Source organism: Parasedimentitalea nitratireducens (assembly GCF_057444295.1).
The window spans coordinates 118,206-145,199 of the sequence record NZ_JBYAXC010000006.1; the positions used below are offsets into that span (position 1 = coordinate 118,206).

General features: G+C 56.5%; 27 protein-coding genes. 14 read left to right on the plus strand and 13 right to left on the minus strand.

What is annotated here, in order from left to right; translation table 11 throughout:
* Positions 1-44: 44 nt before the first annotated feature.
* A complete protein-coding gene (locus tag AC2T28_RS17325) occupies positions 45-2,240 on the minus strand; it encodes a primosomal protein N' (RefSeq protein ID WP_486750007.1) in 2,196 nt (731 codons plus the stop codon).
* Between the two features lie 125 nt (positions 2,241-2,365).
* Here AC2T28_RS17325 and fsa point away from each other — a divergent pair, with 125 nt between their 5' ends.
* The gene (gene fsa, locus AC2T28_RS17330) at positions 2,366-3,019 is read left to right on the plus strand and encodes a fructose-6-phosphate aldolase (protein WP_486749898.1); all 654 of its coding nucleotides are present in this window, start codon (positions 2,366-2,368) and stop codon (positions 3,017-3,019) included.
* A 118-nt stretch (positions 3,020-3,137) separates the two neighbouring features.
* On the opposite strand, the gene AC2T28_RS17335 is transcribed toward fsa, so the two are convergent.
* Complete coding sequence (locus AC2T28_RS17335; protein WP_486749899.1) at positions 3,138-3,581, minus strand: CBS domain-containing protein; 444 nt, start codon at positions 3,579-3,581, stop codon at positions 3,138-3,140.
* A 408-nt stretch (positions 3,582-3,989) separates the two neighbouring features.
* On the minus strand, positions 3,990-5,273 hold the full coding sequence (locus AC2T28_RS17340; protein ID WP_486749900.1) for a ferredoxin reductase family protein: 1,284 nt from the start codon (positions 5,271-5,273) through the stop codon (positions 3,990-3,992).
* A 34-nt stretch (positions 5,274-5,307) separates the two neighbouring features.
* On the opposite strand from AC2T28_RS17340, the gene AC2T28_RS17345 reads away from it, so the two are divergent.
* The 5 genes from AC2T28_RS17345 to AC2T28_RS17365 all read left to right on the plus strand — a co-directional run bounded on the left by AC2T28_RS17345 (position 5,308) and on the right by AC2T28_RS17365 (position 9,272).
* A complete protein-coding gene (locus tag AC2T28_RS17345) occupies positions 5,308-5,577 on the plus strand; it encodes a hypothetical protein (RefSeq protein ID WP_486749901.1) in 270 nt (89 codons plus the stop codon).
* Between the two features lie 584 nt (positions 5,578-6,161).
* Positions 6,162-6,869, plus strand: coding sequence for a DUF484 family protein (locus tag AC2T28_RS17350; RefSeq protein ID WP_486749902.1), 708 nt, complete (start codon positions 6,162-6,164; stop codon positions 6,867-6,869).
* Positions 6,866-7,786, plus strand: a complete 921-nt coding sequence (locus AC2T28_RS17355; protein WP_486749903.1) for a tyrosine recombinase XerC — start codon at positions 6,866-6,868, stop codon at positions 7,784-7,786. Before AC2T28_RS17350 ends, AC2T28_RS17355 begins: the two co-directional genes overlap by 4 nt.
* 101 nt (positions 7,787-7,887) lie before the next feature.
* Entirely contained in the window at positions 7,888-8,475 is a 588-nt protein-coding gene (locus AC2T28_RS17360; RefSeq protein WP_486749904.1) for a cytochrome P460 family protein, read from the plus strand.
* Between the two features lie 89 nt (positions 8,476-8,564).
* Entirely contained in the window at positions 8,565-9,272 is a 708-nt protein-coding gene (locus AC2T28_RS17365; RefSeq protein ID WP_486750008.1) for a CDP-alcohol phosphatidyltransferase family protein, read from the plus strand.
* A 28-nt stretch (positions 9,273-9,300) separates the two neighbouring features.
* On the opposite strand, the gene AC2T28_RS17370 is transcribed toward AC2T28_RS17365, so the two are convergent.
* Together AC2T28_RS17370 and AC2T28_RS17375 are read right to left on the minus strand one after the other, a co-directional pair.
* Positions 9,301-10,137, minus strand: a complete 837-nt coding sequence (locus AC2T28_RS17370) for an EamA family transporter (protein ID WP_486749905.1) — start codon at positions 10,135-10,137, stop codon at positions 9,301-9,303.
* A 7-nt stretch (positions 10,138-10,144) separates the two neighbouring features.
* Positions 10,145-10,597 (minus strand): methylated-DNA--[protein]-cysteine S-methyltransferase, encoded by a 453-nt coding sequence (locus AC2T28_RS17375; RefSeq protein ID WP_486749906.1) that lies wholly within the window; start codon positions 10,595-10,597, stop codon positions 10,145-10,147.
* Between the two features lie 193 nt (positions 10,598-10,790).
* Here AC2T28_RS17375 and AC2T28_RS17380 point away from each other — a divergent pair, with 193 nt between their 5' ends.
* The gene (locus AC2T28_RS17380) at positions 10,791-11,216 is read left to right on the plus strand and encodes a hypothetical protein (RefSeq protein ID WP_486749907.1); all 426 of its coding nucleotides are present in this window, start codon (positions 10,791-10,793) and stop codon (positions 11,214-11,216) included.
* Between the two features lie 245 nt (positions 11,217-11,461).
* Positions 11,462-12,097, plus strand: a complete 636-nt coding sequence (locus AC2T28_RS17385; RefSeq protein WP_486749908.1) for a hypothetical protein — start codon at positions 11,462-11,464, stop codon at positions 12,095-12,097.
* Positions 12,098-12,177: 80 nt separating this feature from the next.
* Here AC2T28_RS17385 and AC2T28_RS17390 read toward each other — a convergent pair whose 3' ends face one another.
* Together AC2T28_RS17390 and ileS are read right to left on the minus strand one after the other, a co-directional pair.
* A complete protein-coding gene (locus tag AC2T28_RS17390) occupies positions 12,178-13,137 on the minus strand; it encodes a P1 family peptidase (RefSeq protein ID WP_486749909.1) in 960 nt (319 codons plus the stop codon).
* Positions 13,137-16,052 carry an isoleucine--tRNA ligase gene (gene ileS / locus AC2T28_RS17395; protein WP_486749910.1) on the minus strand — a complete coding sequence of 972 codons (2,916 nt, stop codon included), beginning with the start codon at positions 16,050-16,052 and terminating at the stop codon, positions 13,137-13,139. Before ileS ends, AC2T28_RS17390 begins: the two co-directional genes overlap by 1 nt.
* A gap of 343 nt (positions 16,053-16,395) precedes the next feature.
* Between ileS and AC2T28_RS17400 the strand changes: the two genes are divergently transcribed.
* Positions 16,396-16,881, plus strand: coding sequence for a hypothetical protein (locus AC2T28_RS17400; protein ID WP_486749911.1), 486 nt, complete (start codon positions 16,396-16,398; stop codon positions 16,879-16,881).
* Positions 16,882-16,944: 63 nt separating this feature from the next.
* Here the strand turns inward: AC2T28_RS17400 and AC2T28_RS17405 are convergent, their stop codons facing one another.
* Complete coding sequence (locus AC2T28_RS17405) at positions 16,945-17,445, minus strand: Lrp/AsnC family transcriptional regulator (protein WP_486749912.1); 501 nt, start codon at positions 17,443-17,445, stop codon at positions 16,945-16,947.
* A gap of 215 nt (positions 17,446-17,660) precedes the next feature.
* On the opposite strand from AC2T28_RS17405, the gene trxB reads away from it, so the two are divergent.
* From trxB to AC2T28_RS17425, 4 genes are all read left to right on the plus strand, one after another.
* On the plus strand, positions 17,661-18,605 hold the full coding sequence (gene trxB, locus AC2T28_RS17410) for a thioredoxin-disulfide reductase (RefSeq protein WP_486749913.1): 945 nt from the start codon (positions 17,661-17,663) through the stop codon (positions 18,603-18,605).
* Complete coding sequence (locus AC2T28_RS17415; RefSeq protein ID WP_486749914.1) at positions 18,605-19,102, plus strand: RES family NAD+ phosphorylase; 498 nt, start codon at positions 18,605-18,607, stop codon at positions 19,100-19,102. The genes trxB and AC2T28_RS17415 overlap by 1 nt, the downstream gene beginning before the upstream one ends.
* Positions 19,103-19,167: 65 nt before the next feature.
* Complete coding sequence (locus AC2T28_RS17420; protein ID WP_486749915.1) at positions 19,168-20,856, plus strand: adenylate/guanylate cyclase domain-containing protein; 1,689 nt, start codon at positions 19,168-19,170, stop codon at positions 20,854-20,856.
* Positions 20,857-21,120: 264 nt separating this feature from the next.
* Positions 21,121-22,836: a bifunctional sulfate adenylyltransferase/adenylylsulfate kinase gene (locus AC2T28_RS17425; protein WP_486749916.1), complete on the plus strand. Its 1,716-nt coding sequence runs from the start codon at positions 21,121-21,123 to the stop codon at positions 22,834-22,836.
* A gap of 109 nt (positions 22,837-22,945) precedes the next feature.
* On the opposite strand, the gene AC2T28_RS17430 is transcribed toward AC2T28_RS17425, so the two are convergent.
* Genes AC2T28_RS17430 through AC2T28_RS17445 form a run of 4 tightly spaced genes read right to left on the minus strand, consistent with a single transcriptional unit; the run spans position 22,946 to position 25,372 of the window.
* Positions 22,946-23,806, minus strand: a complete 861-nt coding sequence (locus AC2T28_RS17430) for a hypothetical protein (RefSeq protein WP_486749917.1) — start codon at positions 23,804-23,806, stop codon at positions 22,946-22,948.
* Between the two features lie 15 nt (positions 23,807-23,821).
* Complete coding sequence (locus AC2T28_RS17435; protein ID WP_486749918.1) at positions 23,822-24,706, minus strand: PhzF family phenazine biosynthesis protein; 885 nt, start codon at positions 24,704-24,706, stop codon at positions 23,822-23,824.
* A gap of 25 nt (positions 24,707-24,731) precedes the next feature.
* Positions 24,732-24,956, minus strand: a complete 225-nt coding sequence (locus AC2T28_RS17440) for a DUF1150 family protein (RefSeq protein ID WP_486749919.1) — start codon at positions 24,954-24,956, stop codon at positions 24,732-24,734.
* On the minus strand, positions 24,956-25,372 hold the full coding sequence (locus AC2T28_RS17445; protein ID WP_486749920.1) for an Hsp20 family protein: 417 nt from the start codon (positions 25,370-25,372) through the stop codon (positions 24,956-24,958). The genes AC2T28_RS17440 and AC2T28_RS17445 overlap by 1 nt, the downstream gene beginning before the upstream one ends.
* A gap of 178 nt (positions 25,373-25,550) precedes the next feature.
* Between AC2T28_RS17445 and AC2T28_RS17450 the strand changes: the two genes are divergently transcribed.
* Complete coding sequence (locus AC2T28_RS17450; protein ID WP_486749921.1) at positions 25,551-25,775, plus strand: YdcH family protein; 225 nt, start codon at positions 25,551-25,553, stop codon at positions 25,773-25,775.
* Here AC2T28_RS17450 and AC2T28_RS17455 read toward each other — a convergent pair.
* Positions 25,765-26,937, minus strand: a complete 1,173-nt coding sequence (locus AC2T28_RS17455; RefSeq protein WP_486749922.1) for a hypothetical protein — start codon at positions 26,935-26,937, stop codon at positions 25,765-25,767. The genes AC2T28_RS17450 and AC2T28_RS17455 overlap by 11 nt on opposite strands.
* Positions 26,938-26,994: the final 57 nt, after the last annotated feature.

Here is a 26,994-nt window from a genome sequence, read left to right on the forward strand (position 1 = left end):
TTAATGCAGGAAGGCTCACATTGACGATAGCAATCCATACCTGCTCAGAAAAAGTTCTGCGGATCAATATCCACATTCAAACGCAACTCTCCCTTTAGTCGGCATGGCGCGATCCATCGGGCAATCGCCTCTTGCAGCGGCACGCCTTTGGCAGCCTTGACCAGCAGGCGTACCCGGTGGCGGCCTCGGATCCGGGCAATGGGGGCTGGTGCGGGCCCAAAGACCTGCGCGCCGATGTTGCGCAGGGGGCCATCGTTGCGCGCCAGCGCGTTGCCCAAATCAAATACCGCAGGCAGGTCCGGCCCCGACAGGATGATCCCCGCCATGCGGCCATAGGGCGGCACCCCGGCGGCCTGGCGTTCAGCCGCTTCGGCCTTCCAAAAGCCTTCCTCGTCCCCTGACAGAATGGCGCGGATGACGGGATGTTCGGGCTGGAAGCTTTGCAGCAACGCCTCGCCCGGTTTCTCCGCCCGCCCCGCGCGGCCTGCTACCTGCCGCATCAGCTGAAATGTGCGTTCGGCTGCACGCAGGTCCGAGCCTTGCAGACCCAGATCCGCATCGATCACACCAACCAGTGTCAGCTGTGGAAAGTTATGCCCTTTGGCCACCAATTGGGTGCCCAGGATAATATCCGCCTCGCCCGCCGCGATCTGTTCTATCCGCTCTTTCAGCGCGCGGGCCGATCCGAACAGATCCGAGCTAAGCACCGCAATACGGGCATCGGGAAACAGGGTGGCGGCCTCCTCGCCCAGACGTTCGATACCGGGGCCAACTGGGGCCATCTTGCCCTCGACCTCACACGACGGGCAGACCGTCGGCAGAGGTTTGGTTTCGCCGCATTGGTGGCACATCAACCGGTTTTGGAAGCGGTGTTCTACCATCCTCGCGTCGCAGTGGTCACAGGCCACTTGCTCACCACAAGCCCGGCAGATCGTTACCGGCGCAAAGCCACGGCGGTTCAGGAACAACAGCGATTGCTCACCGTTCTCGATTCGCTTTTCCATGGCGCGGCGGAGGGTGGGCGAGATCCAGGTCGAGGCAGGCAGCTTCTCGGCCCGCATATCAATCGCCTTCATCCCAGGCAGCACAGCGACGCCAAAACGCGCGGTCAGGTCTAGCCGTTTGTACTTGCCCGCCTCGGCATTGGTCCAGCTTTCCAAACTTGGCGTGGCCGAGGCCAGCACCACCTGCGCCGAACACATCGCCGCGCGCAGCACTGTCATATCGCGGGCGTTATACAGCACACCCTCTTCTTGTTTGTACGAGGTGTCGTGTTCCTCATCGACGATAATCAAGCCCAGATCTCGGAACGGCAGAAACAGCGACGAGCGCGCGCCGATCACCAGTTGCGCGTTACCCTGCCCAATCATCCGCCAGACCCGGCGGCGTTCGGTCATGGTGACGCCCGAGTGCCATTCCGCCGGGGTGGCGCCAAATCGTGCCTCAACCCGTTTCAGGAACTCCGCCGTCAGCGCGATTTCAGGCAGTAGCACCAGCGCCTGCCGCCCGGCGCGCAGGCAAGCGGCGACCGCTTCTAGATAAACCTCGGTCTTGCCTGACCCGGTGACACCTTTGAGCAAGGTTGTGCCATAGGTTCCACTTTGCACCGCCTCAGCCAAAACATCGGCTGCAGCGGCCTGATCCTCGGTCAGGGTCTTGCCTGGCAATTCCGGGTCCAGATGCGGATAGGGCAGATCGCGGGGGGCTTCCTCCTCGCGTAGCGCGCCCTGTTTCACCAGCCCCTTGACCACCGAGGGGGTCACTCCAGCCAGATCCGACAGCTCTTTAGGGGTAAAGGCCAGCCCGCCGTATTCCTCAATCGCGGCCAATACTCGGCTGCGGGCATCAGTCATTCGGTCAGGCTCACCTGAACCACGGCGCAACACTTTGCGCATCGACACCGGGTCAGACAGTCCTGGCGCGCGGGTGGCCAGCCGCAGCATCGCCGACAGAGGGGTCAACGTGTAGTCGGCGGCGCGAGACAGGAATTGGCGCATCTCGTCCCTCATCGGGGCAACATCCAAAACGCGGTTCACCGGGCGCAGCTTGGCCGAATCAAAATCGCCCTGCCCCGGCCCCCAAATCACCCCCAACACCCGGCGCGGGCCCAGTGGCACTTCGACATAGGCTCCACGAAAACAGCCGCCCTCGGGGGCGCGATAATCCAGAACCCGGTCAAGCGGTTGCGTGGTCAGAACCCCGACCCGTTCACCCGCATGGAAAAACTCCTGTTCGCTCACGCCACTGCCTTTCATCCTCAGGGGTTTTTAATGCCTCGCTATTGCGGTAAAGGCTAGCGCAAACCTCAACCGCTGCGGTAAAGGTTAGCGCAAACAAAGACCAACCCATCCAAAGGATCCGTCTGATGAAATTCTTCGTAGATACTGCAGAAATCAACGCCATTGCCGAGCTGAACGATCTGGGCATGGTGGATGGTGTCACCACCAACCCCTCGCTGATCAAGAAATCCGGCCGTGACATCATCGAAGTCACCAAGGAAATCTGTGATCTGGTAGACGGTCCTGTATCGGCCGAAGTCACCGCTGTTGACGCAGAAACAATGATCGCCGAAGGCCGCAAGCTGGTTGAGATCGCCGAAAACATTGCCGTCAAAGTGCCGCTGACATGGGATGGCCTGAAAGCCTGTAAAACCTTGACCGACGATGGGCACATGGTCAACGTGACCCTGTGTTTCTCAGCCAACCAGGCACTGCTGGCAGCCAAAGCTGGTGCAACCTTCATCTCGCCCTTCATCGGTCGGTTGGATGACATCAACCTGGACGGTATGGAGCTGATCGAAGACATCCGCACCATCTATGACAACTACGGTTTTGATACCGAGATCCTGGCCGCCTCGATCCGGTCGGTAAACCACGTACTGGATTCTGCCCGTCTGGGTGCCGACGTGATCACTGCCCCTCCAGGCGTGATCAAGTCGCTGGTCAACCACCCGCTGACCGACAAAGGTCTGGCTGCATTCCTGGCGGATATCAAAGCGGCAGATATCAAAATCCTGTAAGTCCTCTGCAATTTGCAGAGCGAGGGAGGTTCCGGTTGGAGCCTCCTTTTTGTTTTGAACGCGGTATGTCTGCTTAGCAACGTCACGCAAACGGCCCGTTACCAATTTTCGTTTGTTCTTAGAAAAGCCGAGCTGGCGCAGCGGCCTTGGTCGAGTTTCCGCGCAGCCAATCGAACATCGAGTTACTTGGCGGATTAAAGTCACGAATAGAAACAATCCCGAGCACTTTTCCGTCCTCGCAGATCGGCAAATGACGGAACTTGCCCTTGATCATTATTTGGTACGCTTCGACCGGCTTAGCGTCGGGTGCCAGCCATTGAGGATTTGGTGTCATCACCTGTTTGACCAAGGTTGTCGCCGAAGGGCGGTACACAATAACACTGCGCTGAATGACATCTCGCTCGCTGAATATGCCAACAAGAATCCCGCTATCGTCCACGACCGGCAGGGCTCCGACGTTCGACGAGGTCATGATAATGCAGGCGGTCCGCACTGTATCATTAGGGGATGTACTATGCACTTGTTGACCGGCGATCATGTCACTGAGCGTTGACGATTTCATAGGATACGGACCATTTCATTTGTTCAGATCAGAGGGTCAGACTAACATGCAAAATGGTCTTTGGAGTTGAGAAAAACATTGTGTTTTAGGCAAACTCAATGCAGCTTCCATTAGGGTGAAAAACCTCCTGTTTCATATGAGGTTCCACAATGGAACTCCGGAAAATTCTCAGTAAAATAACGATACGTTACCGCTGAAAGAGATGATTTGAGCTGTATTTCATGTGTTTGGATAAGGCCGCCGGCTGGCAGACCGTCGGGTTATAGAAGTGAAGCATATTCGCTGCGTGCATCAATGGATAGCTTCGGGCCTCTACGAAGCCCAAAACCGTCGTTCCTCAACTGTGCCCTCCACAGGAAGGCACTCTCTTTGAGGGAGGGGATTCCTTTCGTGGATATCTATGAACCGCTACCGGTCCAACACTCGCTGGGCAAGTCGCCTTAGGCCAATGCCCGTCCGGAACTCGAATTCTTCGAACTGAAAGCGCCGTGGGGTTACGCCGTGGCGGGATAGCCCCGACTGCAGCGCTCGACGCAGCGAAACCGGGCCGCAAAAGGATACTTTGGCTTGTGAGAGGTCCACATCAGTAGTCTCTTTGATCACGTCTGCCGACAAACGCTGGCCTTCGGCCGAGACAATCATGTGCAAATTCAGGTTGGGCTTTGACTGCGCGATCTTTTCCAACTCGGCCAGATGGGGTGCGGCGTTGCGGGATTTGACGCAGTAGAACAGATCAACAGGCTTGGCATCGGTGGAAAGCGCCTTGGCCCATGCCAGAAACGGGGTGATGCCAATGCCGCCTGCGATCCAAATCTCGGGGGTTTTGGCTGATAGGCGGAACCTGCCAAACGGCCCTTGGATGCTCACCTTTTGCCCTACTGCGATGGCGTTAGCCAAACCGGTGGTAAAGTCGCCAAGCCCCTTGATGGTGACCCGAAGTGATCCGTCGCTGCCGATGTTTGAGAAACTAAACGGGTGAGGTTCAGGTTTTTCGGACCCGACAAAGCGAAGCACGCCAAATTGGCCTGGCTTTGCGCTAATCTGTTTGTTCTCTGGGGTCATAGTGATGGCCAAAGCCCCACCAGTCTTTTCAATCCCGGCAATTTTGAACTGCCGCGAAGGGCGCATGTCTTCGGGCAGCAACATCCAGATGTAAGCGGCAAGCCCAGCAGCGCAGAAGGCGCCAGCAAACAGGCCTGCGAGATCAGTCATTGCAAAGGGCTTCAGGATGAAGACAAAGTGAAACACGCCTGCGGCAAACATCGCGCCCATGGCTTTGTGGGTCCATTTCCACAGGTGATACGGGATGAAGGTCGCAACCGAGATCACCACAAGAATCAACAACCCATACAGGCTGAGCTCTCCAAGTGTCTCTGCCAGATCGGTCAAGGCTGTTTCCTTGCCCAGCCCATCTATGTCTGCGTCGACCGTATCATGCACCAGAATGGCGGCCATCGCAGTGATGCCTGCCCATTTGTGCAGAACATAGACGCGGTCCAGCCCGCCAAAAATTGCCTCGACCCCAGGAAGACGGGTCGACAGGATTTGACCCCAGGCCATCAAGATCAACGCGCCCAGGCCAAGGTATTGAGAGAAAAGCGCGGTTTGGTCTGAGATGTTGGGCAGAGAGAAAAGCTGATAAGCTGGGAACAACGTCGTGGCGATAATCAGCAATAGTCCAAAGAGAGGCATTGAAAGTCCTTATTGAGCCGAAGATACTTGGTGCATGTCTTTATCCATCGACTTTGAACATGCCAAGGTTGGAGATCCTTGGTTTGCGGGCATCGCCGGTAAAAGTGGTCTAACAAAGGACCAACAGCCCCCTTTCCCAATCGCTCAACAGGCCCAAAAGCGGTTTTTTCCCGCTTTCGGCGCCAGAGACCTTGTCAGGCGCTATGTCCAGATCGGCCGCTTGCTGAGAAAACGTCCGATCTGCGGCTATAGCAAGTCGCCACTTGCGCCACCAAAGTTCGGAAAAATCCCGCTGGTCGGTTAGCTTGCACCTGCTTTGATTCCATCCAAGCAATTTTGTTTTGCACAACCTCTTGCAGCTCGATTTCAGACTGCCTGACACGCAACCGTTCGGACTCCACCAAACTTGTCTTGAGTCTTTGTGCCCTGATTTTTAGGAAGGAAATTTCGGGGTATTTGTTGTTGTCCGTGATGCCAGAGATAGAGGTGTTCATGAAGTGCCTTGTTGATCCGAAGATGAGTGTTTCACCTGGACAAATTTATGATAAATTATTGAGGAATAAGTTAACATCGCCCTGACAATCGAGAGCATGTCGCCCTTGTCCATTTGCCGTATGCTAATCACTAAAAATACCCCTAAAAGAACTTTGCGAAACCTGTTGCCAACAGCAGTTCAGAACCTACTGCTGTCAGTGTTGCTTAGCCCAACGTCATGGGGATGATCCTTTTGTTTTAGCGACCTCTCGATAAGCAATTGTGTTTCTTCCGACCTTGGCGCACGCCCCTGATTTTATTCAACTCCGCCAAAAATCGCGTTGGCGCAAATTTTCCCCACTTTTTGTTAGAACTCGTGTTATAACCTGCCCCAAACCCACCAGAGGTCAGAGCATGAGCAGCAGTCCCGTTTTAGAAGAATCCCTCCGTCAAGCTATTGTCGCCAAGCCCGATGCGGTGCTTGAAGATCAGACCGTGATGAACGCTCTGGTCTCGGCCAATGAACGCTCGATGGGCGCCAACATCGTTGATCTACGCGGTATCGCGATGGAGCGTATGGAAGCGCGGCTGGACCGGCTGGAAGATACCCATCGCTCGGTGATTGCGGCGGCTTATGACAATCTGGCCGGCACCAACCAAATCCATCGCGCCGTGCTGTCGCTGATGGATCCCACCGATTTCGAAAGCTTCCTGCAGAACCTGCGTGGCGATTTGGCCAGTATCCTGCGGTTGGATGCGGTCACATTGGTGCTGGAGACCGTGCAGAACGACCAGAACCCGGCGGTCAAACGCATGGGCGAAGTGCTGAATGTGGTCGAGCCCGGTTTTATTGATGATTACGTGAACCAGGGCCGCGGTAGCCCGGTGCGCCCGGTCACGCTGCGGCAAATCCAAGGCGGCATACCCCAGCTTTATGCGGATAAGTCCGACTGGATCCGGTCCGAGGCCTGCCTGAAGCTAGACTTTGGCGATGGTCGCCTGCCCGGTCTGCTGGTCATGGGCTCGGAAGATCCGCATCAGTTTACCCCCCAGCATGGCACCGAATTGCTCACCTTCTTTGCAAGCGTATTTGAACGGTCGATGCGTCACTGGCTGTCGTGAGCCTGATTTCTCCAGCCTGCCGCGATGTGCTGGAGCACTGGCTGGCCAGCCAAAAGGCGCTGAACGGTGCGGCTGACAATACCCTGACAGCCTATAGTGGCGACGTGAGCGAGTTTTTGTCGTTCATGACGCTGCATTTTGGTGCGCCTCAGGGGATGGGAGCGCTGAAGTCGATCTCAACCGGCGATATGCGGGCCTGGATGGCCGAAACGCGCAATGGCGGCACTGGCGCGCGTTCGCTGGCGCGCAAACTATCGGCCGTAAAAAGCTTTTACCGCTGGCTAGCTGAACGCGAAGGGTTTGAAGCCAGCGCCGTGCTGATGGCGCGGGCACCGAAGTTCCAAAAGAAGCTCCCCCGCCCAATTGCCGCCGAGGCGGCCAAGGCGGTGCTGGAAACGGTTGAACTGCAGTCTCAATCAGACTGGGTGTCAGCGCGGGATGTTGCTGTTGTGACCCTGCTATATGGCTGTGGCTTGCGCATATCCGAAGCATTGGGATTGCAAGGCAAGGACGCCCCGATCGGCAAGGTGTTACGGATTACTGGTAAAGGCGGCAAGGAACGCATCGTGCCGGTTCTAAGCGCCGCCCGTGATGCGGTGGACCGTTATTTGAAACTTTGCCCACATCCGCAAGTAGCGGAGGGACCGCTGTTTCGCGGCGTCCGCGGCGGAGCCCTGAACCCGCGCCTGATCCAAGGGGTAATGGCCAAGACCCGCGCCCAGCTGGGCTTGCCAGCAACGGCCACGCCCCATGCGCTGCGTCACAGCTTTGCCACCCACCTGCTTGAGGCCGGCGGTGATTTGCGTGCGATTCAGGAATTACTGGGCCATGCCTCGCTATCGACCACCCAGGCCTACACGGCTGTCGACACCGCGCATTTGATGGAAGTCTATAACCGCGCCCATCCCAAGGCCTGAGACCGTCACGGTTTTGTGTCTCTTTGTGCACAGCCAAAACGTGGAAACCTGTGCTTTTGCAACACCTAACAGGGCAGAGCAAAGCAACAGGAGACAGCACCATGACCCGCAGCGTTGGGATTGCCGCCGTATTGTCCGCCACCATGATCACAGCCAGTTCCGCTTTGGCTCAGGACTGCCCTGTCACCACGCTTGAGCCCTTTGACCTGACCGAGAGTGATATCGCCAGCATCTATGACTGTATTGGCGATGCGATGGTCGTCGGCTACAGCAAAGAAGGGGATATGGTCGCCAAGAACTATCGTAACTGGACGGTAACAGGCACCCGGCACGGGGTAGCTGGCGCACACGGGAATCGATTGCTGCTGACCTATGCCAATGACATCGCCGCCGAAGACTACCTGAAATTCGCCGAAGACGACGTGGTGATGCCAGTGGGCTCGCGACTGGCCAAGGAAAGCATCAAGATCAATAAGAAGAAAGGCGCGGCTGTCATTGGTCCGCTGTTTTTGATGACCAAGCTAGAAGCCGGGGCAGCCCCTGACACAAACGACTGGCTTTATGGCGGGCTGCAACCCAACGGCAAGCCTATGAAGTTCAAGCAGTCCTTTTGCCACGATTGCCACGCCAGTTGGGAGGATCAGGACTTTCTCGCCTATCCTCTGGAAGAGGTTCGGGTGGGCAACTGAGGTCTGAACAGTCCCATTGGCTGCTGGAAAATCGTAAATCCGACGGCTGAACACTTGCGGGTTGTGTGGAAATTCGCCATCACATGGGAATGACCCCACAGATCCGAGCCCTTTCCGTTCATTTATTTACCGCAACTGGCGCTGTTATTGCCATGTTGGCAATGCTCGCAGCCGTCGATGAAAAATGGGACTTGATGTTCCTATGGCTGGTGGTGGCCTTTATTGTGGATGGAATAGACGGCCCGTTGGCACGTAAGTATCACGTCAAGCGGTATGCGCCTGAATTCGACGGCGTGCTGTTGGATCTGATCATCGACTATTTGACCTATGTGTTTATCCCAGCCTTTGCGCTGTTCAATTCCGGTTTGATGGCGGGCTGGACCGGCTGGTTTGCTATCATTGTCATCACCTTTGCCAGCGCGATGTATTTTGCCGATACCCGGATGAAGACCAAGGACAACTCGTTTTCGGGCTTTCCCGGCTGCTGGAACATGGTTGTGCTGGTAATTTTTGCTCTGCAACCCAGCCACTGGACGAGTCTGGCGCTGGTTACATTGGTGTCGGTGAGCATGTTTTTACCGCTGAAATTTGTCCATCCGGTGCGCACCGAGCGTTGGCGTCTGGTCACCCTACCGATGGCATTGGCTTGGACTTTCTTTGCGGGTTGGGCCGCCTGGGTAGATTTCCATCCGCAAAGCTGGGCGCATTGGGGGCTGGTTGTGACCTCGGTCTACCTGCTTTTTGTCGGCGTTGTTCAGCAGGTTGTTCCGGCTCAGCGCAAAATTCAGCGCAGCTAGATCTGTTAGCTAAGTTTGGTAATCCCGCTTAGATCCGCGTCAGCACCACACCGCCAACAATCAGTACCGTGGCCACCGCCTTAGCGCGGTCAAACCGCTCTCGGAACACCACCACACCTATCAGCACCGCAAACAGGATCGACGTCTCACGCAGCGCGGTGACAAGTGCGATGGGGGCCTGTGTCATCGCCCAGACCGCAATCCAATAGGCCCCCAGTGACGCCGCTCCAGCCATACAGCCCCGCAACCAATCTCGACGTCTTGCTACCAGCACTGCCCTACCCTGTCGCCACAGCCCCCATGATCCAAAGATGATCCCGTCGATCAGGAACATCCAGGCGACAAACACCGTCGCATCCCCAGCTTCGCGCGCACCCAACCCATCGATCAGGGAGTAACAGGCCGTCATCAGAGCCGAGGCAAAGGCAAAACGCAGCATGTGCTGGCTTTCGCCATTGCTAAAGACACCTCGCGCCATTGCAATTATACCGGTGCCCAGCGCTGCGATCCCAATGTACTCTAGCAGCGCCAAGTCGTCAGACAGAAAGAACACCCCAACCAGAGCCACCAGCATCGGCGCCAGCCCGCGGGCGATCGGGTAAACTCGGCTCAGATCACCGTGTTCATAGGCCGAGGTCAGGAAATACTTGTACAGCGAATGCACCACACCCGAGGCCAGCAACCACGGCCAGACCTGCGCGGTTGGCAGTGGCAGCACAAGTGTCATCAGCAGGCCAATTGCGCCCTGCGACGTTGACATGATGAACATCGCCTGAAATTTGTCACCGCCGGTTTTGACCAGCGCGTTCCACCCCGCATGCAAGAAGGCGGCGAACAGAACTGCAAGAAATACAGTGGCGCTCATAAAGGTGTCATATCAGCAATCCGCCCGCACCTTCGTGCTTGAGCAGTTCAACCTTGGTCTCAACCCCGCCTGCGCCGGAAAATCCGCCGAGCCCATTGGCCCCCAACACGCGGTGGCATGGGATGATCACTGGGATCGGATTTGCACCACAAGCATTGCCCACCGGCTGCGCCGAGCTTTGCAATGCATCTGCAATGTCGCCATAGGTCCGCGTTTCACCAAACGGGATCGCTGACATGGCGTCACAGACCGTGCGCTGAAAGTCGGAGCCGTCAACATGAAGGGGCAGATCAAAATCTTGCAGCTCACCGGCAAAATAGGCGCGCAATTGACCACAGGCCTTGTCCAACAGGGCCGACCGCCCGCCGCCATCAGCAGACCAGTTCAGGCGCACAATGGCACCGTCTCGCTCTTCGATCGAGAGCATTCCAACTGGCGTATCTAGGGAAGCAAAGGGCATAGGCGCACCCTCATCCATTCCTAGCACCAGCACAAGACCCACAATCGTTAAGCCAAAAGTTAACGGTTACGTTGGCCAAACCACTCTATCCGTGGCTCGCACTCTCGGCGCGTTAACCTTTATTACGATTGCTCGCCACTTTTGTTAAAATTCAACTAAACCTTAGGAAGGATTTGAAACCAAGGTGGCACAAATGATCGCGGCAATCTCTCCCAGCATCAGCTTTATCACCCCAGCTCAGCAGCCTCCAAAGGCTGAGTTGGTTCAAGCTGATGCTGTTGCCCAGGCCGAAAAGGCCAAGATCATCACCAGGGAAACTGCTGATGCCAAGGATGCCCACGACGCCCGCCAAATGTATCTGCAAACCAAATACGTTGGCCCAGCACGCGCAACCGCACGCATGGCAGCACTTGGCAACGGATACGAGCAGTCGCTGCAGGCTCAGTATGTTGGCCCAGCCCGCGAAACGGCTCGCCAGATTGCACTGGGCAAGGAAGTTGGCGCCTCCAAGGCCCAGGCCGAAATTCAGGACATGCTGTCGGGCACCTATGCTGGACCAAAACCTGCCAGTGTTATCGCCGCAGACGAATATCGTCAGGCCATGAAGGCCATGCACTGATCACCCTCTTTCGGTTGACTGCAGGTCAGTGATTGGGTGTAAATTGGAAACAATCTGCACGTTCCAAGAAAATTATTGCCGATGCGGCGACATTTTCTCCGTGCGATTACGGGGCCTTACAAATTCCTTAAAAATTCTTCGTAAACAGTTGGGTCGTTCACCGGCCGTTTCAGCCGCTTTTTAATGAGTTTCCACCAGTATGCGGGCAGCGCTCAAATCGGGCACCCATATACTGGAGAATCACTATGCACTCTGTTTCAGCAGCTGGCGGGTTTGGCAAAGGTCCGAACATCGCATTGCAGAACCAACAACCCGGCTCGCCGGATCACGCCAAACAGCCGGGTCCACCAGACCATGCCAAGGCCTGGGGCTGGCGTGCCCAGCAGCCGCAAGAGCCCGCGACCGACGCAACCGCGCCGATAACCGAGGCTCCAGTGGTTGATGCAACCGCTCCTAAAGGTCTGTCTGCCGTGCTGAGCGGCGCATTTGGTGAGATCAACATCAGCATCGCCAGTGTGAATGGCGAGTTTGAGATCGAAGTCGAAATGGAAGACGGCGAGTTGAGTGTTGAGATTGAGACCGAGGGCTCCGGTGGCGAGATCGACATCGAGTTTGTCATGAGCCCGCATGGTGGCATTAAGGTGACATTCGAACAGGATGACGCCGGAGAGATCACGCTGAACGCGGCCAACGCGGTTGTCGAAGATCCGCCTATCACTGTTGAAACCAGCCCGTTGGAAGTTGCAGCCCCTGCGCCAGCGACCACTAACGCCGACATGGAGTCGCTGATTGTTGGCCTGATTTCTGGTGAAACCGGCACATCAAACGTCGACGCGAGTGCTGAGTATAACGAGGTTCAGGCCCTGTTTGGCGAAGGCTAACACCTCAGCGTAGCTTATGATTTTAAAAGAGGCGCCCCTCCAAGACATGGAGTGGGCGCTTTTTCAATTTGACCTGCAGATCAGAGCTTCAGTGCAGGCACAAAATTCTCTTGGTCGTTGAGCGCATCGTAGCCCTGCATATCCTCGGCTGCCAACAAAGCATTCAGGATCGCTTCTTCGGTGGTTTCGATCACCGCTTCGAACAGGGGCGAGCAATCGGTGTTGTCCATCGTGCCCTCGGCCGACGAGAACGCCAGCGCATAGTCGCCCGACCCATTGGACAGGCTGGATCCAATCCGTGCCAGACCGGCAAAGCTGCGGTTAGCCACACGGGTCAGGTTACGGGCACACAGAGGCGCGTCGGTAGCGATGATAATGACGATGGATCCATCAGCATCCGCCTCGGATGTGTCGCGAACCTCACGACCATCCACCCGCAGTGTTCCACCAAAATTTGACTGCACCAAAACGCCAAGCATGTAGTCTTCAACACTGCGCGATGCAGTGCCGATGCCACCTTTCAGCCCGAAGGATATGGTACCAGTGCCTCCGCCAACAGCGCCCTCCTCCACCGGGCCCTCCTTGGCATTTGCCAGTGCCTGCACCATTTCGTCGACCGTAGGGCGTCGGGCGCGGATGTCGTTCAGCCGCCCATCATTGGTCTCGCCCACAACCGCATTGATCGAAGTGACCAGTTCGTTGCCGGGCTGTGCGAGAGTGTGCTGGATCAGCGCCTCAATCCCGCGGCCGGTGGCCAGCGTATTGGTCAGCAGAATTGGGGTTTCCAGCTCGCCCAATTCCTGCACCTGTGTGGTCCCAGCAAATTTTCCAAAGCCGTTGAGCACCGACAGGCCCGCGCGGGGACGGGTTTGGAACACATTGTCAGAGTGAGGAAGGATGGCAGTTGCCCCGGTGCGGGTCCGCTCGCCCTCGATCAGAGTGACATGGCCGACCTTAACACCGGCCACATCTGTAATTGCATTCAAGAGACCGGGCGAAAACCGCCCGATCTGGATGCCATGGTCACGCGCGCGTGCCATTAGCCCAGCGCATCGTTACAACGGCCACATACGTCAGCATGGCTGTGTTGACCAACGTCTGGCAGGATCTTCCAGCAGCGCTGGCACTTCTCGCCATCAGCCTTTTCAAACACAACCGAGATGCCGTCGACTTCGGGCATACGGAAAGCTTCGGCCGGGGCCGGATCACCACTCAGCACCACATCGGATGTGATGCAGATGTCGGCAAAGTTGACCGAGGCCAGAGCAGCGCGGACTTCATCATCACGCACATGCACAACCGGGGACGCTTCGAGCGACGCGCCAATCACCTTGTCCGTCCGCTGGATTTCCAGCGCCGAGGTGACCACACGGCGGGCCTGACGGATGCCGGACCATTTAGCGGCCAGCGGTTCGTTCAGCCAGTCACCTGGGGTGTCGGGCATGTCGGTCAGGTGGATCGAGCTTTCATCGCCTGGGAAACGCTCGAGCCAGACTTCCTCCATGGTGAAGACCAGAATTGGCGCCAGCCAGCGGGTGATGCGGTGGAACAACAGGTCCAGCACCGTGCGCGCGGCGCGGGCGTTCAGGGTATCGCCATCGCAGTACAACGCATCCTTGCGCACATCGAAGTAGAACGACGACAGATCAACAGTGGCAAAGTTGAACACAGCCGACAGAACGCCTTGGAAATCAAACGCCTGATAGCCAGTACGAACCTTGTGATCCAGCTCGGCCATGCGGTGCAGCACCCACTGCTCCAGCTCGGGCATATCGGCAGGTTCGACCCGCTGATCTTCCGAGAAGTCGCCCAACGAACCGAGCATATAACGCATGGTGTTGCGCAGGCGGCGATAGCTGTCGGCGGTGCCTTTCAGGATCTCCGGCCCGATCCGCTGGTCGGCGGTGTAATCGGTTTGGGCCACCCAGAGGCGCAGGATGTCAGCGCCGTATTGTTTGACCACTGTTTCCGGTACGATGGTGTTGCCCAGCGATTTGGACATCTTCATGCCTTTGGCATCCAGCGTGAACCCGTGGGTTACCACATTGCGGTATGGCGCGCGGCCCTTGGTGCCACAGGCCTGCAACAGGGATGAGTGGAACCAACCTCGGTGTTGGTCGGTGCCTTCCATATAGACATCGGCGATACCATCTTCGGTGCCATCCTCGCGGTCGCGCAGGACGAATGCGTGGGTCGAGCCAGAATCGAACCATACGTCGAGCACGTCAAACACCTGCTCCCACTCATCCGCGTTATAGTCATCGCCAAGGAAGCGTTCTTTGGCACCTTCCATGTACCAAGCGTCTGCGCCTTCGGCCTCAAATGCCTCAACAACGCGAGCATTCACGGCGTCATCACGCAGCAGGAAGCCCTCATCTGTTGGCAACAGACCCTTTTTGATAAAGCAGGTCAGCGGCACACCCCAGGCGCGCTGGCGCGACAGAACCCAGTCGGGGCGGGTTTCGATCATCGCGTGCAGACGGTTGCGGCCCTTGGCCGGGGTCCATTTGACCAGCTCGTCGATCGAGGTCAGGGCCCGGTCACGGATGGTTTTGCCATAAGTGTCCTGATCATCGCCGATTTCACGATCCACGGCAGCAAACCACTGCGGTGTGTTGCGATAGATGATCGGCGCCTTGGAGCGCCACGAGTGTGGATAGCTGTGCTTGATCTTGCCGCGTGCCATCAAGCCGCCTACTTCGACCAGCTTGTCGATCACGGTCTTGTTGGCATCGCCCTCGCCGCCTTTGCGGTTCAGGATGTATTTGCCCCCAAAGAACGGCAGATCAGCGCGGAAGCCACCGTCGTCCAGCACGTTATAGGTGATGACCTGCTCCAGCATGCCGAGGTCACGGTAAAGTTCGAATTCATCCATACCGTGGCTTGGGGCGCAGTGCACAAAGCCGGTGCCTTCGGTGTCGGTCACAAACGGAGCAGCGCGGAAGTCACGCAGGTCATCCCATTCACCGTTGCCGCCTTCGGCGCCGTGCAGCGGGTGTTTCAAGCCAACGCCATCCAGATCATCGGCCGACACATCTGCGACGCGGGTGTACTGATCTTCAGACAAACGAGCGCGCTTCATCACATCGGCGGCCAGATTGTCGGCCAAGATGTATTTGTCACCAACCGCAACCCAAGATTCCTCTGGTGTGCCGGTGACTTCGTACAGGCCATAAGCAATGTCCTGTCCAAAGACGACGGCCTTGTTCGATGGGATCGTCCAAGGGGTGGTTGTCCAGATAACGACCTGAGCGCCGGAAAGTTTGTGGGCTTCGTTGGCAACCTTGAACTTCACCCAGATGGTAAAGCTCTCTTTGTCGTGGTATTCGACCTCGGCCTCGGCCAGCGCGGTTTTTTCAACTGGAGACCACATCACGGGCTTAGAGCCCTGATACAGCGTGCCGTTCATCAGGAACTTTTGGAATTCACCGGCAATCACAGCCTCGGCGTGGTAGGCCATGGTCAGGTATGGATCGTCCCAGTTGCCGGTGATGCCAAGACGTTTGAACTCTTCACGCTGGATATCCACCCAACCCTCGGCAAACTTGCGGCATTCTTGGCGGAAGTCGACGATATTGACATCGTCTTTGTTCTTGCCCTTTTTGCGGTATTTTTCCTCGATCTTCCATTCAATCGGCAGACCGTGGCAATCCCAACCCGGCACATAGCGCGCGTCAAAACCCATCATCTGGTGCGAACGCACGATCATGTCTTTGATGGTTTTGTTCAGCGCGTGACCGATGTGCAGGTGACCGTTGGCGTATGGAGGGCCATCGTGCAGCGTGAACGGCTCACGGCCCTCTTTTTCGCGCAGGCGATCATAGACGCCGATCTTGGCCCAGCGCTCCAGCCACTGGGGCTCGCGCTTGGGCAAGCCAGCGCGCATTGGGAAGTCGGTTTTGGGCAGGTTCAGCGTGGATTTATAGTCGGGTGTTTCAGGCGTGTCGGCGCACATGTGAGGCGTCCTTGTCGATGGTCTGTTCGGAATGTCGAAGCGATCGGTGCGAAGTCTCAAACACCTTGGCCCGGCGTCTCATTGGTTCAGAGAGCCGGGGATATAATTCGAATAATGATGGCCGCACGATGGGTCATAGCCGCGTTATAGGGCGGCGCGCGTCGGGGGTAAAGCGCAGAAGGTCAATGGCAGGCCAGCAGCAATTTCTTTTTGCGGGATCGGTTGAACGTCAAAATGAACCTCCCTAGATGCAGGAAGCGGGCAGCTGGTGACAGGAGAATTCCCCAGGTAGCTTCCGCCAATTGCAGCAGTACGGCTTTTTCGGCCTCCCGAAAGACAACGAATGAAATTCAGTACACTCAACTCCCTTGTGGCAGCGTCCCTTGTGACGACCAGCCTTAGCTTTGGCACAACCGCTCATGCGGGTCGCTGGACCGAAGAAACCAGGCTTGATGCGTTGAGCCAGGGGCCAACCCAACAAGTCGTTCTTCCGCTGGATCGCCGTGGATATGATGATCCGCGAGCCATCTCTGTCAGTTGTGTAGACGGGCAGGAAACTCTGGTGATCAGCACTGGCGGATATAAGGCTGACAAGATGAACATCGTCACCATCATGACGGACGGGCGCCCCCATAAGCTGCGTGGCAAAGTGCACGGCAGTGGCAACACGCTGTACGCCGTGCCAAGCCGAGACTTGCTGCGGGATCTGGCAACGGCTGACAACATTGTTGTTGGCTTTAAGGACCGGCGTGGAGAGTTAAGAACGGGCAAAAGCGAAAACACCGGCCGGGGGGGGGTGCTGACCGCATTCAACGCCGGGTGCAGATAAGCTCTGGCACCTGCGGCCCCTTACACAGGGGATGCGACTTTGCCCAAGTAAATATATGTGAGATCAGGCCTCTTTTGCCAGCCGCTCTTCCAGCACCTCAAACGGAACACCCGGCTCATCCTTGGCACCGCGGATCACCAGCGAGGTTTTGACCGAGGCCACATTGGGCGTGCTCAGCAATTCGCCAGTCAAGAAGCTTTGAAATGTGCTGAGATCCGGAGAGACACATTTCAGGATAAAATCCACTTCGCCGTTCAGCATGTGACACTCACGGACCAGCGGCCAGCTGCGGCATTTCGCTTCAAAGGCGCTCAGCTCGACCTCGGCCTGGCTTTCCAGCCCAACCATGGCAAAGACCTGCACTTCAAACCCCAGCTCACGGGCGTTGACCTCGGCGTGGTAGCCACCGATATATCCGGCCTCTTCCAGTGTGCGGACACGGCGCAGGCATGGCGGCGCAGAGATGCCAACACGTTTGGCCAGCTCAACATTGGTCATGCGCCCATCGGCTTGCAGCTCCGACAATATCTTGCGATCAATCGGATCCAGGCGTGTTGTGACCATGTTCAGCTCTCCGTCAATTTTGCGTTTCTTATAGCACCGCCGGTAGTGCGCGCAATAATATTTCATACCAGCGCAATTTTCTTTGCCTGATGGAAAAATCACAATAGCTTCACCCGCCCAGCCCTGTCCGGGGGTTTAACGCGCCTCATAGGGCGGCTATATGAGTCGCCAACTGGCGGCCTACCCGCCCTGCTGCATTATTTGGGGATACCAATATGACTGATACGCGCCACACCAAGGTTCTGATCATTGGCTCGGGGCCTGCGGGCTATACCGCCGGTGTTTATGCCAGCCGCGCCATGCTGGAGCCCATTCTGGTGCAGGGCATTGAGCCTGGCGGTCAGCTGACCACCACCACTGAGGTGGAAAACTACCCCGGCTTTACCGAAGTGCAGGGCCCCGATCTGATGATCAAGATGCAAGAGCATGCTCAGGAAATGGGCTGTGAAATCATCGGCGACATCATCACCGAGCTGGACACCTCCAAACGCCCGTTCACCGCCAAGGGTGACAGCGGCACGGTTTATACTGCGGATGCAGTTATTCTGGCCACGGGTGCGCGCGCCAAGTGGCTGGGACTGGAGAGTGAAGAGAAGTTCAAGGGCTTTGGCGTCTCGGCCTGTGCTACCTGTGATGGGTTCTTTTATCGCGGTCAGGAAATCGTGGTCATCGGTGGCGGCAACACTGCGGTTGAGGAAGCGCTGTTCCTGACCAAGTTCGCCAGCAAAGTCACATTGGTTCACCGCCGCGACGAGTTGCGCGCCGAGAAGATCCTGATCGACCGGCTGATGAAGAACGAAAAGATCGTACCGCTGTGGTTCAACACATTGGAAGAGGTTGTCGGCACTGAAAACCCGCTGGGTGTCGAGGGTATTGTCACCAAGAACGTCAAAACCGGCGAGCTGACCGAGATCCCTTGTAAGGGTGTTTTTGTCGCCATCGGCCACGCCCCAGCCAGCGAGTTGGTTAAGGACTCGCTGGAAACCCATTCCGGCGGATATGTGGTGACCGAGCCCGGCACCACCAAAACCAGCGTGCCCGGCGTGTTTGCTGCGGGTGACCTAACCGACCATGTTTACCGTCAGGCTGTAACTTCAGCCGGTATGGGCTGCATGGCGGCGCTGGACGCTGAAAAGTTCCTGGCGGAAGCTGAGGACTGATGAAAACTGTCAGCGGGCTTTTCTACCGGATTGTGTATGAAGAGTTCGCTGATCAGATTTTGAACGGTGTGATCTCGCCCGAAGGGCGATTTCACCATTCAGGGCAGCCGGCCCTGTATCTTTCCCCTTCTATTGATGCCGCCGGACACGGCCTCATCAATTTCGTTGGCACCGATGACCCGCGCCGTGTTTCGGTGCCGTTGCAGCTGAACGATGCCAGATTGCTAGACATCCGCGACCAGGCAACCTGTGACGCATTGGGTGTATCTGCCAACGCCCCGATCACCCCTTGGCAGCCACAGCGAGAGGCTGGGGAACCTGCAACCACGTGGCAGGCCAGTGACGCAGTACGCAGCAGCGGCGCAGACGGGATGATCTACGCAGCCCGAACCAATCCCGCGCGATGGCATATCGTTTTGTTTAGATGGAACGAAATTACAGGTGCCGCGTTGGAATCCTCGGGACCGATGAAACCCTGGTTACCCCCATCGACATGACTTGACGGATATCGGGGCAACCCTCACAGTTTGGGTCACTTGTGAACATGTGAGGGGACCAGACGTTGAATGACCTGTGGCGCGGCGACTGGGCCACGCGAACCCGGATTGTCACCGGGCTGATCCTGTTCACCTTTGCCTTCTTTCACTTTCTCAATCTCGGCCTGGGTCTATTTTCAAACGAGGCGCTGGACTGGGGTCAGGACCTGCGGCTGACAATCACCCGTAGTGAGGTGGGTGAAGTTGTACTGATGACCGCGCTGCTGACCCATGCTGGCCTGGCGATCATCAAGCTGGCTGCCCGACGCACCCTGCGCATGCCGGTTTGGGAGGCAACCCAAGTCGTGTTGGGGCTGCTTATTCCGCTGCTGCTGATCAAGCACATCGTGCACACCCACATTGCCCATGACATGTTCAAGGTGAACGATGAATATGGCTATATCACCGTTTTGTTGTGGAACACGGTGGATGGCGCCTGGCAGTCGGTTCTTTTGCTGATTGTCTGGACCCACGGGTGTATGGGGCTGCATTTTTGGCTGCGTGGCAAATTATGGTGGCAACGCTGGTTACCTGTCCTTGTGGGCTTTGCCATGTTGCTGCCCGGCTTTGCGCTTGCTGGGTTTCTGACCCAGGGCCGCCGCATGCTGCAACTATTTCAGGATGAAAACACCCGATTGGCATTGATGCGGGACTATAATTGGCCGGATCGCGAGACATTTCTGACCCTGATCAGGATCGCTGACTATGCGCTTTATGTATTTTGGGCAATCCTTGCTGTGGCCGCCACATTCTACGTGGTCCGCAAGTTTCTAAGCTGGCGTAAATCCGTGCGCATCCGCTATGCCAATGGCCCCGAAGTCTCGGCCTCCAAAGGCCTGACTCTGCTGGAAATATCTCGCACCAACGGCGTGCCCCATACTGCATTATGTGGGGGACGTGGTCGTTGCACCACTTGCCGGGTCATCATCGAAGACGGTGCGGACCAACTTCATCCGCCCAGCGCCGCCGAAATGCGTAGTCTAGCGGCAGTCAAAGCGCCCCCCAACGCCCGGTTGGCTTGCCAGATCCGGCCAACCCATCCGCTGACTGTATTGCGGGTGTTTCGTCCGGATGGAAAACGCAGCCGCGCCCATGCCAGCCAGGGTGAGGAACGACGGCTGGCGATCCTGTTTCTGGACATGCGTGGGTTTACCGCCCGCACCACTGGCCAGCTGCCGTATGACGTTGTGTTCCTGCTCAACCGGTTCTTTGATGCCATTGTCCCCAGCATCACCGGCGCAGGTGGCACCGTCGACAAATACCTTGGCGACGGGCTGCTGGCCGTATTTGAAACCAAAGACGAACAATCCTCGGCGCAGGCCGCGTTGCAGGCGGTTGCCGAAGTCAGCACATCTTTGGCCAAGTTCAACCAATCTCTTGCCGATGAGGGCACACCAGCGGTTGCCATTGGCATGGGCCTCCATCTAGGCGGTTTGGTGCTTGGTGAAATTGGTGCCGCAGGTAATGCCCCGCGTACCTTGATCGGGGACACCGTCAACACCGCCAGCCGACTTGAAAGCAAGACCAAAGATCTTGGAGTGGAGCTTTTGATTTCCGAGCCCTTGTTGCTTAGCGCTGGATTTGAGGTTTCGAACGTGGATCTTGAGACGCTGGCATTACGTGGTGTCGCAACGCCCCTGCGCGCCCTGGCGCTTAAAACCGGAGCCGACCAATCCTTGCTGCAGCGCGTTCAACTACACAACGCGTCTCCCTAACCTGCACGGTCCACGCCCACGGACCGGTATTTCAGTATTTTATTCCTGTTCCTTGCCAGTGGAACCGCCCAGTCGGAACCAAAGCCCCACAACACACAACTCAGGGGGAAAATCATCCATTTGGTGGCATGGATGCGTCATTCCCTCCCTTTTCACAAAATTCTGCCCCTCCAATGCTAGACTTTGTTCACGCAAGAACGTTATGCGCAGCCAAGCAAAGACCCTGAACTGACTATTGCACAGACGCACAGCGAGAGATTTGACATGACGATGCTTAGTAATCTGGCCCCCATTCCAGAACTATTCGTTTCCTACGATTCCGCCCAGAAACTGAAAATTGAGGCAGGCGAGCTGAAGAGCCACGATCTGTCTCCACGCCAGATCTGCGATCTAGAGCTGTTGATGAACGGCGGGTTCAACCCGCTCAAGGGCTTCCTCTCTGAAGAAGACTATAACGGCGTTGTTGACAACATGCGCCTGGCGGATGGCTCCCTGTGGCCAATGCCGATCACATTGGATGTGTCCGAAGATTTTGCCGCCTCGCTGGAGCCCGGCGAAGACATCGCGTTGCGTGATCAGGAAGGCGTCATTCTGGCGACCATGACTGTCACCGACAACTGGGTGCCAAACAAAGCACATGAGGCCGAAAAGGTCTTTGGTGCGGATGATGACGCCCACCCGGCGGTAAACTACCTGCACAACCAGGCTGGCAAGGTCTATCTGGGTGGTCCGGTCATCGGCATCCAGCAGCCTGTGCACTATGACTACCGCGGTCGTCGCGACACCCCAAACGAGCTGCGCGCCTATTTCCGCAAGCTGGGCTGGCGCCGTATTGTTGCGTTCCAAACCCGCAACCCGCTGCACCGCGCCCACCAGGAGCTCACGTTCCGCGCGGCCAAAGAAGCCCAGGCCAACCTGTTGATCCACCCTATCGTTGGCATGACCAAGCCGGGCGATGTCGATCACTTTACCCGTGTGCGCTGCTATGAGGCGGTATTGGACAAGTACCCAGCGGCCACCACCAGCATGTCGCTGCTGAACTTGGCGATGCGGATGGCGGGCCCACGTGAAGCAGTTTGGCACGGGCTGATCCGCGCCAACCACGGCTGCACCCACTTTATCGTTGGTCGCGACCACGCTGGCCCAGGCAAGAACTCGGCAGGCGAGGATTTCTATGGTCCTTATGACGCGCAGGACATGTATCGCGAATTCCAAAGCGAAATCGGCTGTGAAATGGTCGACTTCAAGCACATGGTCTATGTGCAAGAGCGCGCCCAGTACGAGCCAGCCGACGAGATCAAAGACAAGGATGATGTCACCGTTCTGAACATCAGCGGCACCGAGCTGCGCCGTCGTCTGTCCGAAGGCCTTGAGATCCCCGAGTGGTTCTCGTTCCCGGCGGTCGTGAATGAGCTGCGTCGCACCAAACCTGCCCGTTCCAAGCAGGGCTTTACCGTGTTCTTCACCGGTTTCTCGGGCTCGGGCAAATCCACCATTGCCAACGCGCTGATGGTCAAGCTGATGGAAATGGGTGGTCGCCCGGTGACATTGCTGGATGGCGATATTGTTCGTAAAAACCTGTCGTCAGAACTCGGCTTCTCGAAAGAGCACCGCGATCTGAACATCCGTCGCATCGGTTATGTTGCCTCTGAAATCACCAAGAACGGTGGTATCGCCATCTGTGCGCCCATCGCGCCTTATGCAACCACCCGCCGTGCGGTGCGTGAAGACGTCGAAGCCTTTGGTGCGTTTGTCGAAGTGCACGTGGCCACTTCGATCGAGGAATGTGAACGCCGTGACCGTAAGGGCCTGTATAAGCTGGCGCGCGAAGGCAAGATCAAAGAGTTCACTGGCATCTCGGATCCCTATGATGTTCCGACCAGCCCAGAACTGTCAGTGGAAACCGAAAATGTCGAAGTCGACAACTGTGCCCATCAGGTTCTGCTGAAGCTGGAAAGCATGGGTCTGATTGCAGGCTGATCGCCACCAATTTTGAACAAAACGACGGCTCGCCCTTTTGGCGGGCCGTTTCCTTTTGAAGACCGAGATCGCGTTTAGCCCGGTTTGCGCACCAGCATGGGCGCAAGACTTACAGACTATCCTGCAACGCCTGTGCTGCACGTGTTTCAAGGTGGTCGTACAGTGCTACCTGTTCTTTAATCGCCTGTAAGGCTGGCAATCGTCGGGCATAGTCCCCGGCATTAGCTGAGGCAATGGCCGCACGCATCTCGTCTTCGTTGTGGCAGATCACCATTCCCGCAGTATCAATGAAATCAGCGATATTGGGGCAGCCCCAATAGATCGGCACGCATTCACAGAGCACTGCATCGATCAGCTTTTCACTGAAATAGTTCCGCTGCTGCACATTCTCGATTACCACCGAATAGCGAAAGGGGACCAGTCCATCGGATTTCTCAGCAAACGGGGTATAGCCGCGCCCCATAACCGTCACTTCTGGATGCTCAGCCCGTACAAAATCTACCAGATTGTGGCGCAGCTTATGCCCAGGGTGATCTTTCTTGGCTGAGGCGATCAGAGATACATCTGCAGATTTTTCAGTCGTCAGCTCACGCCAGTTCGGCACCCAAGTGGTGCCATAGGGCAGGAAGATCCCATTGGGTATCTTGTCCAGAAAGTCATCATCATAGCTAAAAACCCGAAAAAACCTCCGGTAGGTCAACCGCAACCAGCGCAGGTGGTGGCCATGCATGATATTGGGCTCAACCACCATCATCGACACCTGCGCCGGGCAGTGCCAATTAAGCTGAAAATGCATCGCGGTTTTGGGATAGACGATCAGGTGGTCTGTTGGCGCCATATCGCTGACGTGTTTGCCCTGCAAACGATCAGGGCACCCCAGTGGCCAGTTCAGCTCGGACAAGGGGCGGTCAGCCAGCTTTGCGCCCAATCGGCTGCCATAGGGCAATACAGCAATGGCGGGGTCTGGCATCCGGGGTGTCCTTGGCTACGGTGTGTCAGGCAGATCTACCGTACCGCGCATCAGGATAAAACCTTTACCCGCCACCTGAATGCCCGTCAGTGCATCGACCGGGCCCACACGGGTTACACGTGCCTGCCCCGGCCGCCCCATTCCATGCCCCTGCTCTGCAATGAACGATGGCTTGTCGATCAACCCATTGCGCCACAAATAGGCAGCCATCGCGCCCGAAGCAGATCCGGTGAACGGATCCTCGGGCGGGCTGGGTGGTGCCATCAGCAGGCGCGAATAGGTATCACCCTGACTGGTTGCCCCCTGCAGAGTCACTAAGAATGGCTCCATCATATCGATGCCATCCGCCCCGAGCGATTGGCCCAATTTGGCCAGCGCATCGATGTTTAGTTTCGCCGCCTTTAATGCCTCGTGATCCTTCAGCACGGTAATACAGAAGGGCAAACCGGTTGAGACCTTTTGCGGCTGACCAACAATGGCATCTACGGGCAAAGATATGGTTGCGGCGACCAGCTCAGGATCTGCGAACGGGCCGAACTCGGGCGCGATCTGCGTCATCTCGATCATGTCGCCGTTCAGCGTTATCGGAACCAGCCCGGCGCCAGTTTCGAGAACTAGAGTGTTCCCGGAAATCAGCCCGCGATCCCGCATCGCAGCCACGGTGGCGATGGTGGGGTGACCGGCAAAGGGGATTTCACGACTGGCCAGAAAGTACCGAACCTTGATGTCTGCAATGTCAGACGGCCCGGTAAAAGTGCATTCTACAAGCGAGGTCTCACGCACATAGGCAGTGCAGATTTCTTCGGTCAGGTGTGCGCCATCGTGCACCACTGCGCAGCCATTGCCACCAAAGGCGCGATCCGAGAACGCGTCGACCCAGTCGAATTCAAATTGGGTCATGGACGCCTCCTCTACCTATTTAAAACTAGTGCACAGGCACTGGTGCATAGTCGTTCTGGCGCGCCAGAACAAAGGCCATGCGTCGATCAGCAACCAATGCCAGCTGCTCGCCCTCGGCATCATGCACCGCATAAAGCTGGGTGCGCCCCTTGGCGCCCTCTTGCACTTCGCTTGGCAAGTCAGCCACATCCACGGTCTTTACATAGGCCATGCGTGATTCGATTTCTGTACGCTCGTTTGTGCCCTGCATCACTCGCCCTTTCTAATATTGATTGTCTGCACCACGGTTTCCGGCCGCGAGCGGGTCAGATCCACATGCAGCAGGCCGTTTTCCATGATCGCCTCGCCAACCTCGACCCCATCAGCCAGCACAAACATGCGCTGGAACTGGCGCGACGCGATTCCCCGGTGCAGGAACACCCGCCCGTCGCTGTCTTCGCCTTGGCGTCCGCGGATCACCAGCTGGCGATCCTCGATGGTGATGGCCAGATCTTCCTCGGCAAACCCGGCCACGGCCAGGGTAATACGATAGGAAAAATCCGATGTTTGTTCGATGTTATAAGGGGGATAGCCCTCGTTGCCCGACTTGGCCGAGCGTTCCAGCAGGCGTTCCAATTGCTCGAACCCAAGCATATGTGGGTAAGAGCCCAAAGTGAGTTTTGACACGTATTTCGTCCTTCAAAGAATAAGCGACGGTCGTAACGAGCCCCATTATGGCAACCCGTCGCAGCGAATATGGGAAGAAACTATCATTTTAACAAGAGCAACGCATACAGGGCCTAGGCGAAAAGAGTGTAAACGCGTAATCTAAGTTGACGTCTTTTTTGCAATATTCGAGTCGCCAATGAACGCCCCCACCGATATTTCCATGAAAAACGATGACGTGCTGAAGGTTGAACTGGAAGTGTTCCGGCGCCAGCACCGTGATCTTGACGAGGCCATTGATGCCTTGCAGGAAAAAGGCACCAGCGATCAGCTGACCATTCGTCGGCTGAAAAAGAAGAAACTGTGGTTGAAAGATATCATCGCGCAAATCGAAGACCGCCTGACGCCGGATATTATTGCCTAGAAAGCTGAACACAATCGAAGTTAAGCACGATTTCCTGACATAGCCCGACATCACCGCCAGCAATAATTGACACTGTTTTCGGAGTATCTGGGACTAACGGGCCAATCTCTTGCAGCGCAAGCACTTGGGAACCAGCGACAAGTGCTATTGCGTAGTCATGAATGTCCTTAGGTGGAACAAAAATCAACGGCGCGCGGTTATTGGTTACACGATAGGTTGCGAACGGCAGTCCAGGGTCCGATTTGCTGACCACCAGAGCCGTCGCGTTTTCTGGAATATCTATTGGCCAACCCGTGAATTGCGCCTCAACACCTACAAGAGACAGGGGAATTGTCATCACATTCTCTTTTTTATCTATCACTACAGTAAAAGGACCGGTTGCCGAATCTCTGATCGAGATAGGGAAACGTTCGTACAGCTCAATAACCGCATCATGGGTCCCGAATTGCCAGCGACCAGACACAAAATGATTGTCGTCCTGGTGGAGAAAACTACTGCCTCTCGCGGTCCTGACAAGAGGCTTTGGAGATAGCTTTTCAAATGGAAAAGAGGTTTCGAGGTTGACCCTCAGCACCCCAAGCGTGTTAGCAATATTAAGCTGGTGTGTTTTCCCGGGGGCCACGACAATGCTCTCTCTCTTCGCCTCCAGATAGCGGCCAACCTGAAAAACCTGTTCGCCTGCCGGCACAATGATTTTCGCGCCACTGTCAAAACTTACATTTTCATCAATTTGGCCATCGGGTCCAACAAACCAGATGCCTGGAGGCCTCATCTCTTGGGCCTGATCAATTGTGACCTGCACGGTGCCAGCATCCAGTACGACGTCATGCGCGAGATGCTTACCCGCGCGGGCTCTGATCTTTGTTTGAAACGGGACCACACCGCGAGACAAAACGAAAATTGCAATATCGCGATCAGACGGAACCTCATAAAGGTTCGTTCGCCCTTCGATTGGCCTAATAACTTGAATGTTGCCAAGCGTTGGAGGTCCAGATCTGCCTTCTGGCACATATCCAACATATTGACGAAACTCAGACGTCACATCGGGACCGCCATCAGTCAACCTGACGTTTATTTCTAAGATGGCAGGGCCAAACAGCGCGCTGCGAATTGCAGTCGTCAAAACAAACAAGAAAACAACAAATACAACCGTCTTTTTCATTGCTGACGCTCCAAATTCACGACGTTTAAAATTGCTTTAAATCTAGTTCCAACTCTA

Bases quoted from the DNA above. Each gene is read 5' to 3' on its own strand.
- AC2T28_RS17380 (WP_486749907.1), top strand. From the start codon at position 10,791: ATGATCGCGGCAATCTCTCCCAGCATCAGCTTTATCACCCCAGCTCAG.
- AC2T28_RS17430 (WP_486749917.1), bottom strand. From the start codon at position 23,806: ATGCCAGACCCCGCCATTGCTGTATTGCCCTATGGCAGCCGATTGGGC.
- AC2T28_RS17415 (WP_486749914.1), top strand. From the start codon at position 18,605: ATGAAAACTGTCAGCGGGCTTTTCTACCGGATTGTGTATGAAGAGTTC.
- ileS (WP_486749910.1), bottom strand. From the start codon at position 16,052: ATGTGCGCCGACACGCCTGAAACACCCGACTATAAATCCACGCTGAAC.
- AC2T28_RS17340 (WP_486749900.1), bottom strand. From the start codon at position 5,273: ATGCCTCTCTTTGGACTATTGCTGATTATCGCCACGACGTTGTTCCCA.
- AC2T28_RS17450 (WP_486749921.1), top strand. From the start codon at position 25,551: ATGAACGCCCCCACCGATATTTCCATGAAAAACGATGACGTGCTGAAG.
- AC2T28_RS17425 (WP_486749916.1), top strand. From the start codon at position 21,121: ATGACGATGCTTAGTAATCTGGCCCCCATTCCAGAACTATTCGTTTCC.
- AC2T28_RS17390 (WP_486749909.1), bottom strand. From the start codon at position 13,137: ATGGCACGCGCGCGTGACCATGGCATCCAGATCGGGCGGTTTTCGCCC.
- AC2T28_RS17455 (WP_486749922.1), bottom strand. From the start codon at position 26,937: ATGAAAAAGACGGTTGTATTTGTTGTTTTCTTGTTTGTTTTGACGACT.
- AC2T28_RS17405 (WP_486749912.1), bottom strand. From the start codon at position 17,445: ATGGTCACAACACGCCTGGATCCGATTGATCGCAAGATATTGTCGGAG.
- trxB (WP_486749913.1), top strand. From the start codon at position 17,661: ATGACTGATACGCGCCACACCAAGGTTCTGATCATTGGCTCGGGGCCT.
- AC2T28_RS17370 (WP_486749905.1), bottom strand. From the start codon at position 10,137: ATGAGCGCCACTGTATTTCTTGCAGTTCTGTTCGCCGCCTTCTTGCAT.
- AC2T28_RS17350 (WP_486749902.1), top strand. From the start codon at position 6,162: ATGAGCAGCAGTCCCGTTTTAGAAGAATCCCTCCGTCAAGCTATTGTC.
- AC2T28_RS17375 (WP_486749906.1), bottom strand. From the start codon at position 10,597: ATGCCCTTTGCTTCCCTAGATACGCCAGTTGGAATGCTCTCGATCGAA.
- AC2T28_RS17435 (WP_486749918.1), bottom strand. From the start codon at position 24,706: ATGACCCAATTTGAATTCGACTGGGTCGACGCGTTCTCGGATCGCGCC.
- AC2T28_RS17400 (WP_486749911.1), top strand. From the start codon at position 16,396: ATGAAATTCAGTACACTCAACTCCCTTGTGGCAGCGTCCCTTGTGACG.
- AC2T28_RS17440 (WP_486749919.1), bottom strand. From the start codon at position 24,956: ATGCAGGGCACAAACGAGCGTACAGAAATCGAATCACGCATGGCCTAT.
- AC2T28_RS17385 (WP_486749908.1), top strand. From the start codon at position 11,462: ATGCACTCTGTTTCAGCAGCTGGCGGGTTTGGCAAAGGTCCGAACATC.
- AC2T28_RS17345 (WP_486749901.1), top strand. From the start codon at position 5,308: ATGTCTTTATCCATCGACTTTGAACATGCCAAGGTTGGAGATCCTTGG.
- AC2T28_RS17335 (WP_486749899.1), bottom strand. From the start codon at position 3,581: ATGAAATCGTCAACGCTCAGTGACATGATCGCCGGTCAACAAGTGCAT.
- AC2T28_RS17360 (WP_486749904.1), top strand. From the start codon at position 7,888: ATGACCCGCAGCGTTGGGATTGCCGCCGTATTGTCCGCCACCATGATC.
- fsa (WP_486749898.1), top strand. From the start codon at position 2,366: ATGAAATTCTTCGTAGATACTGCAGAAATCAACGCCATTGCCGAGCTG.
- AC2T28_RS17365 (WP_486750008.1), top strand. From the start codon at position 8,565: ATGACCCCACAGATCCGAGCCCTTTCCGTTCATTTATTTACCGCAACT.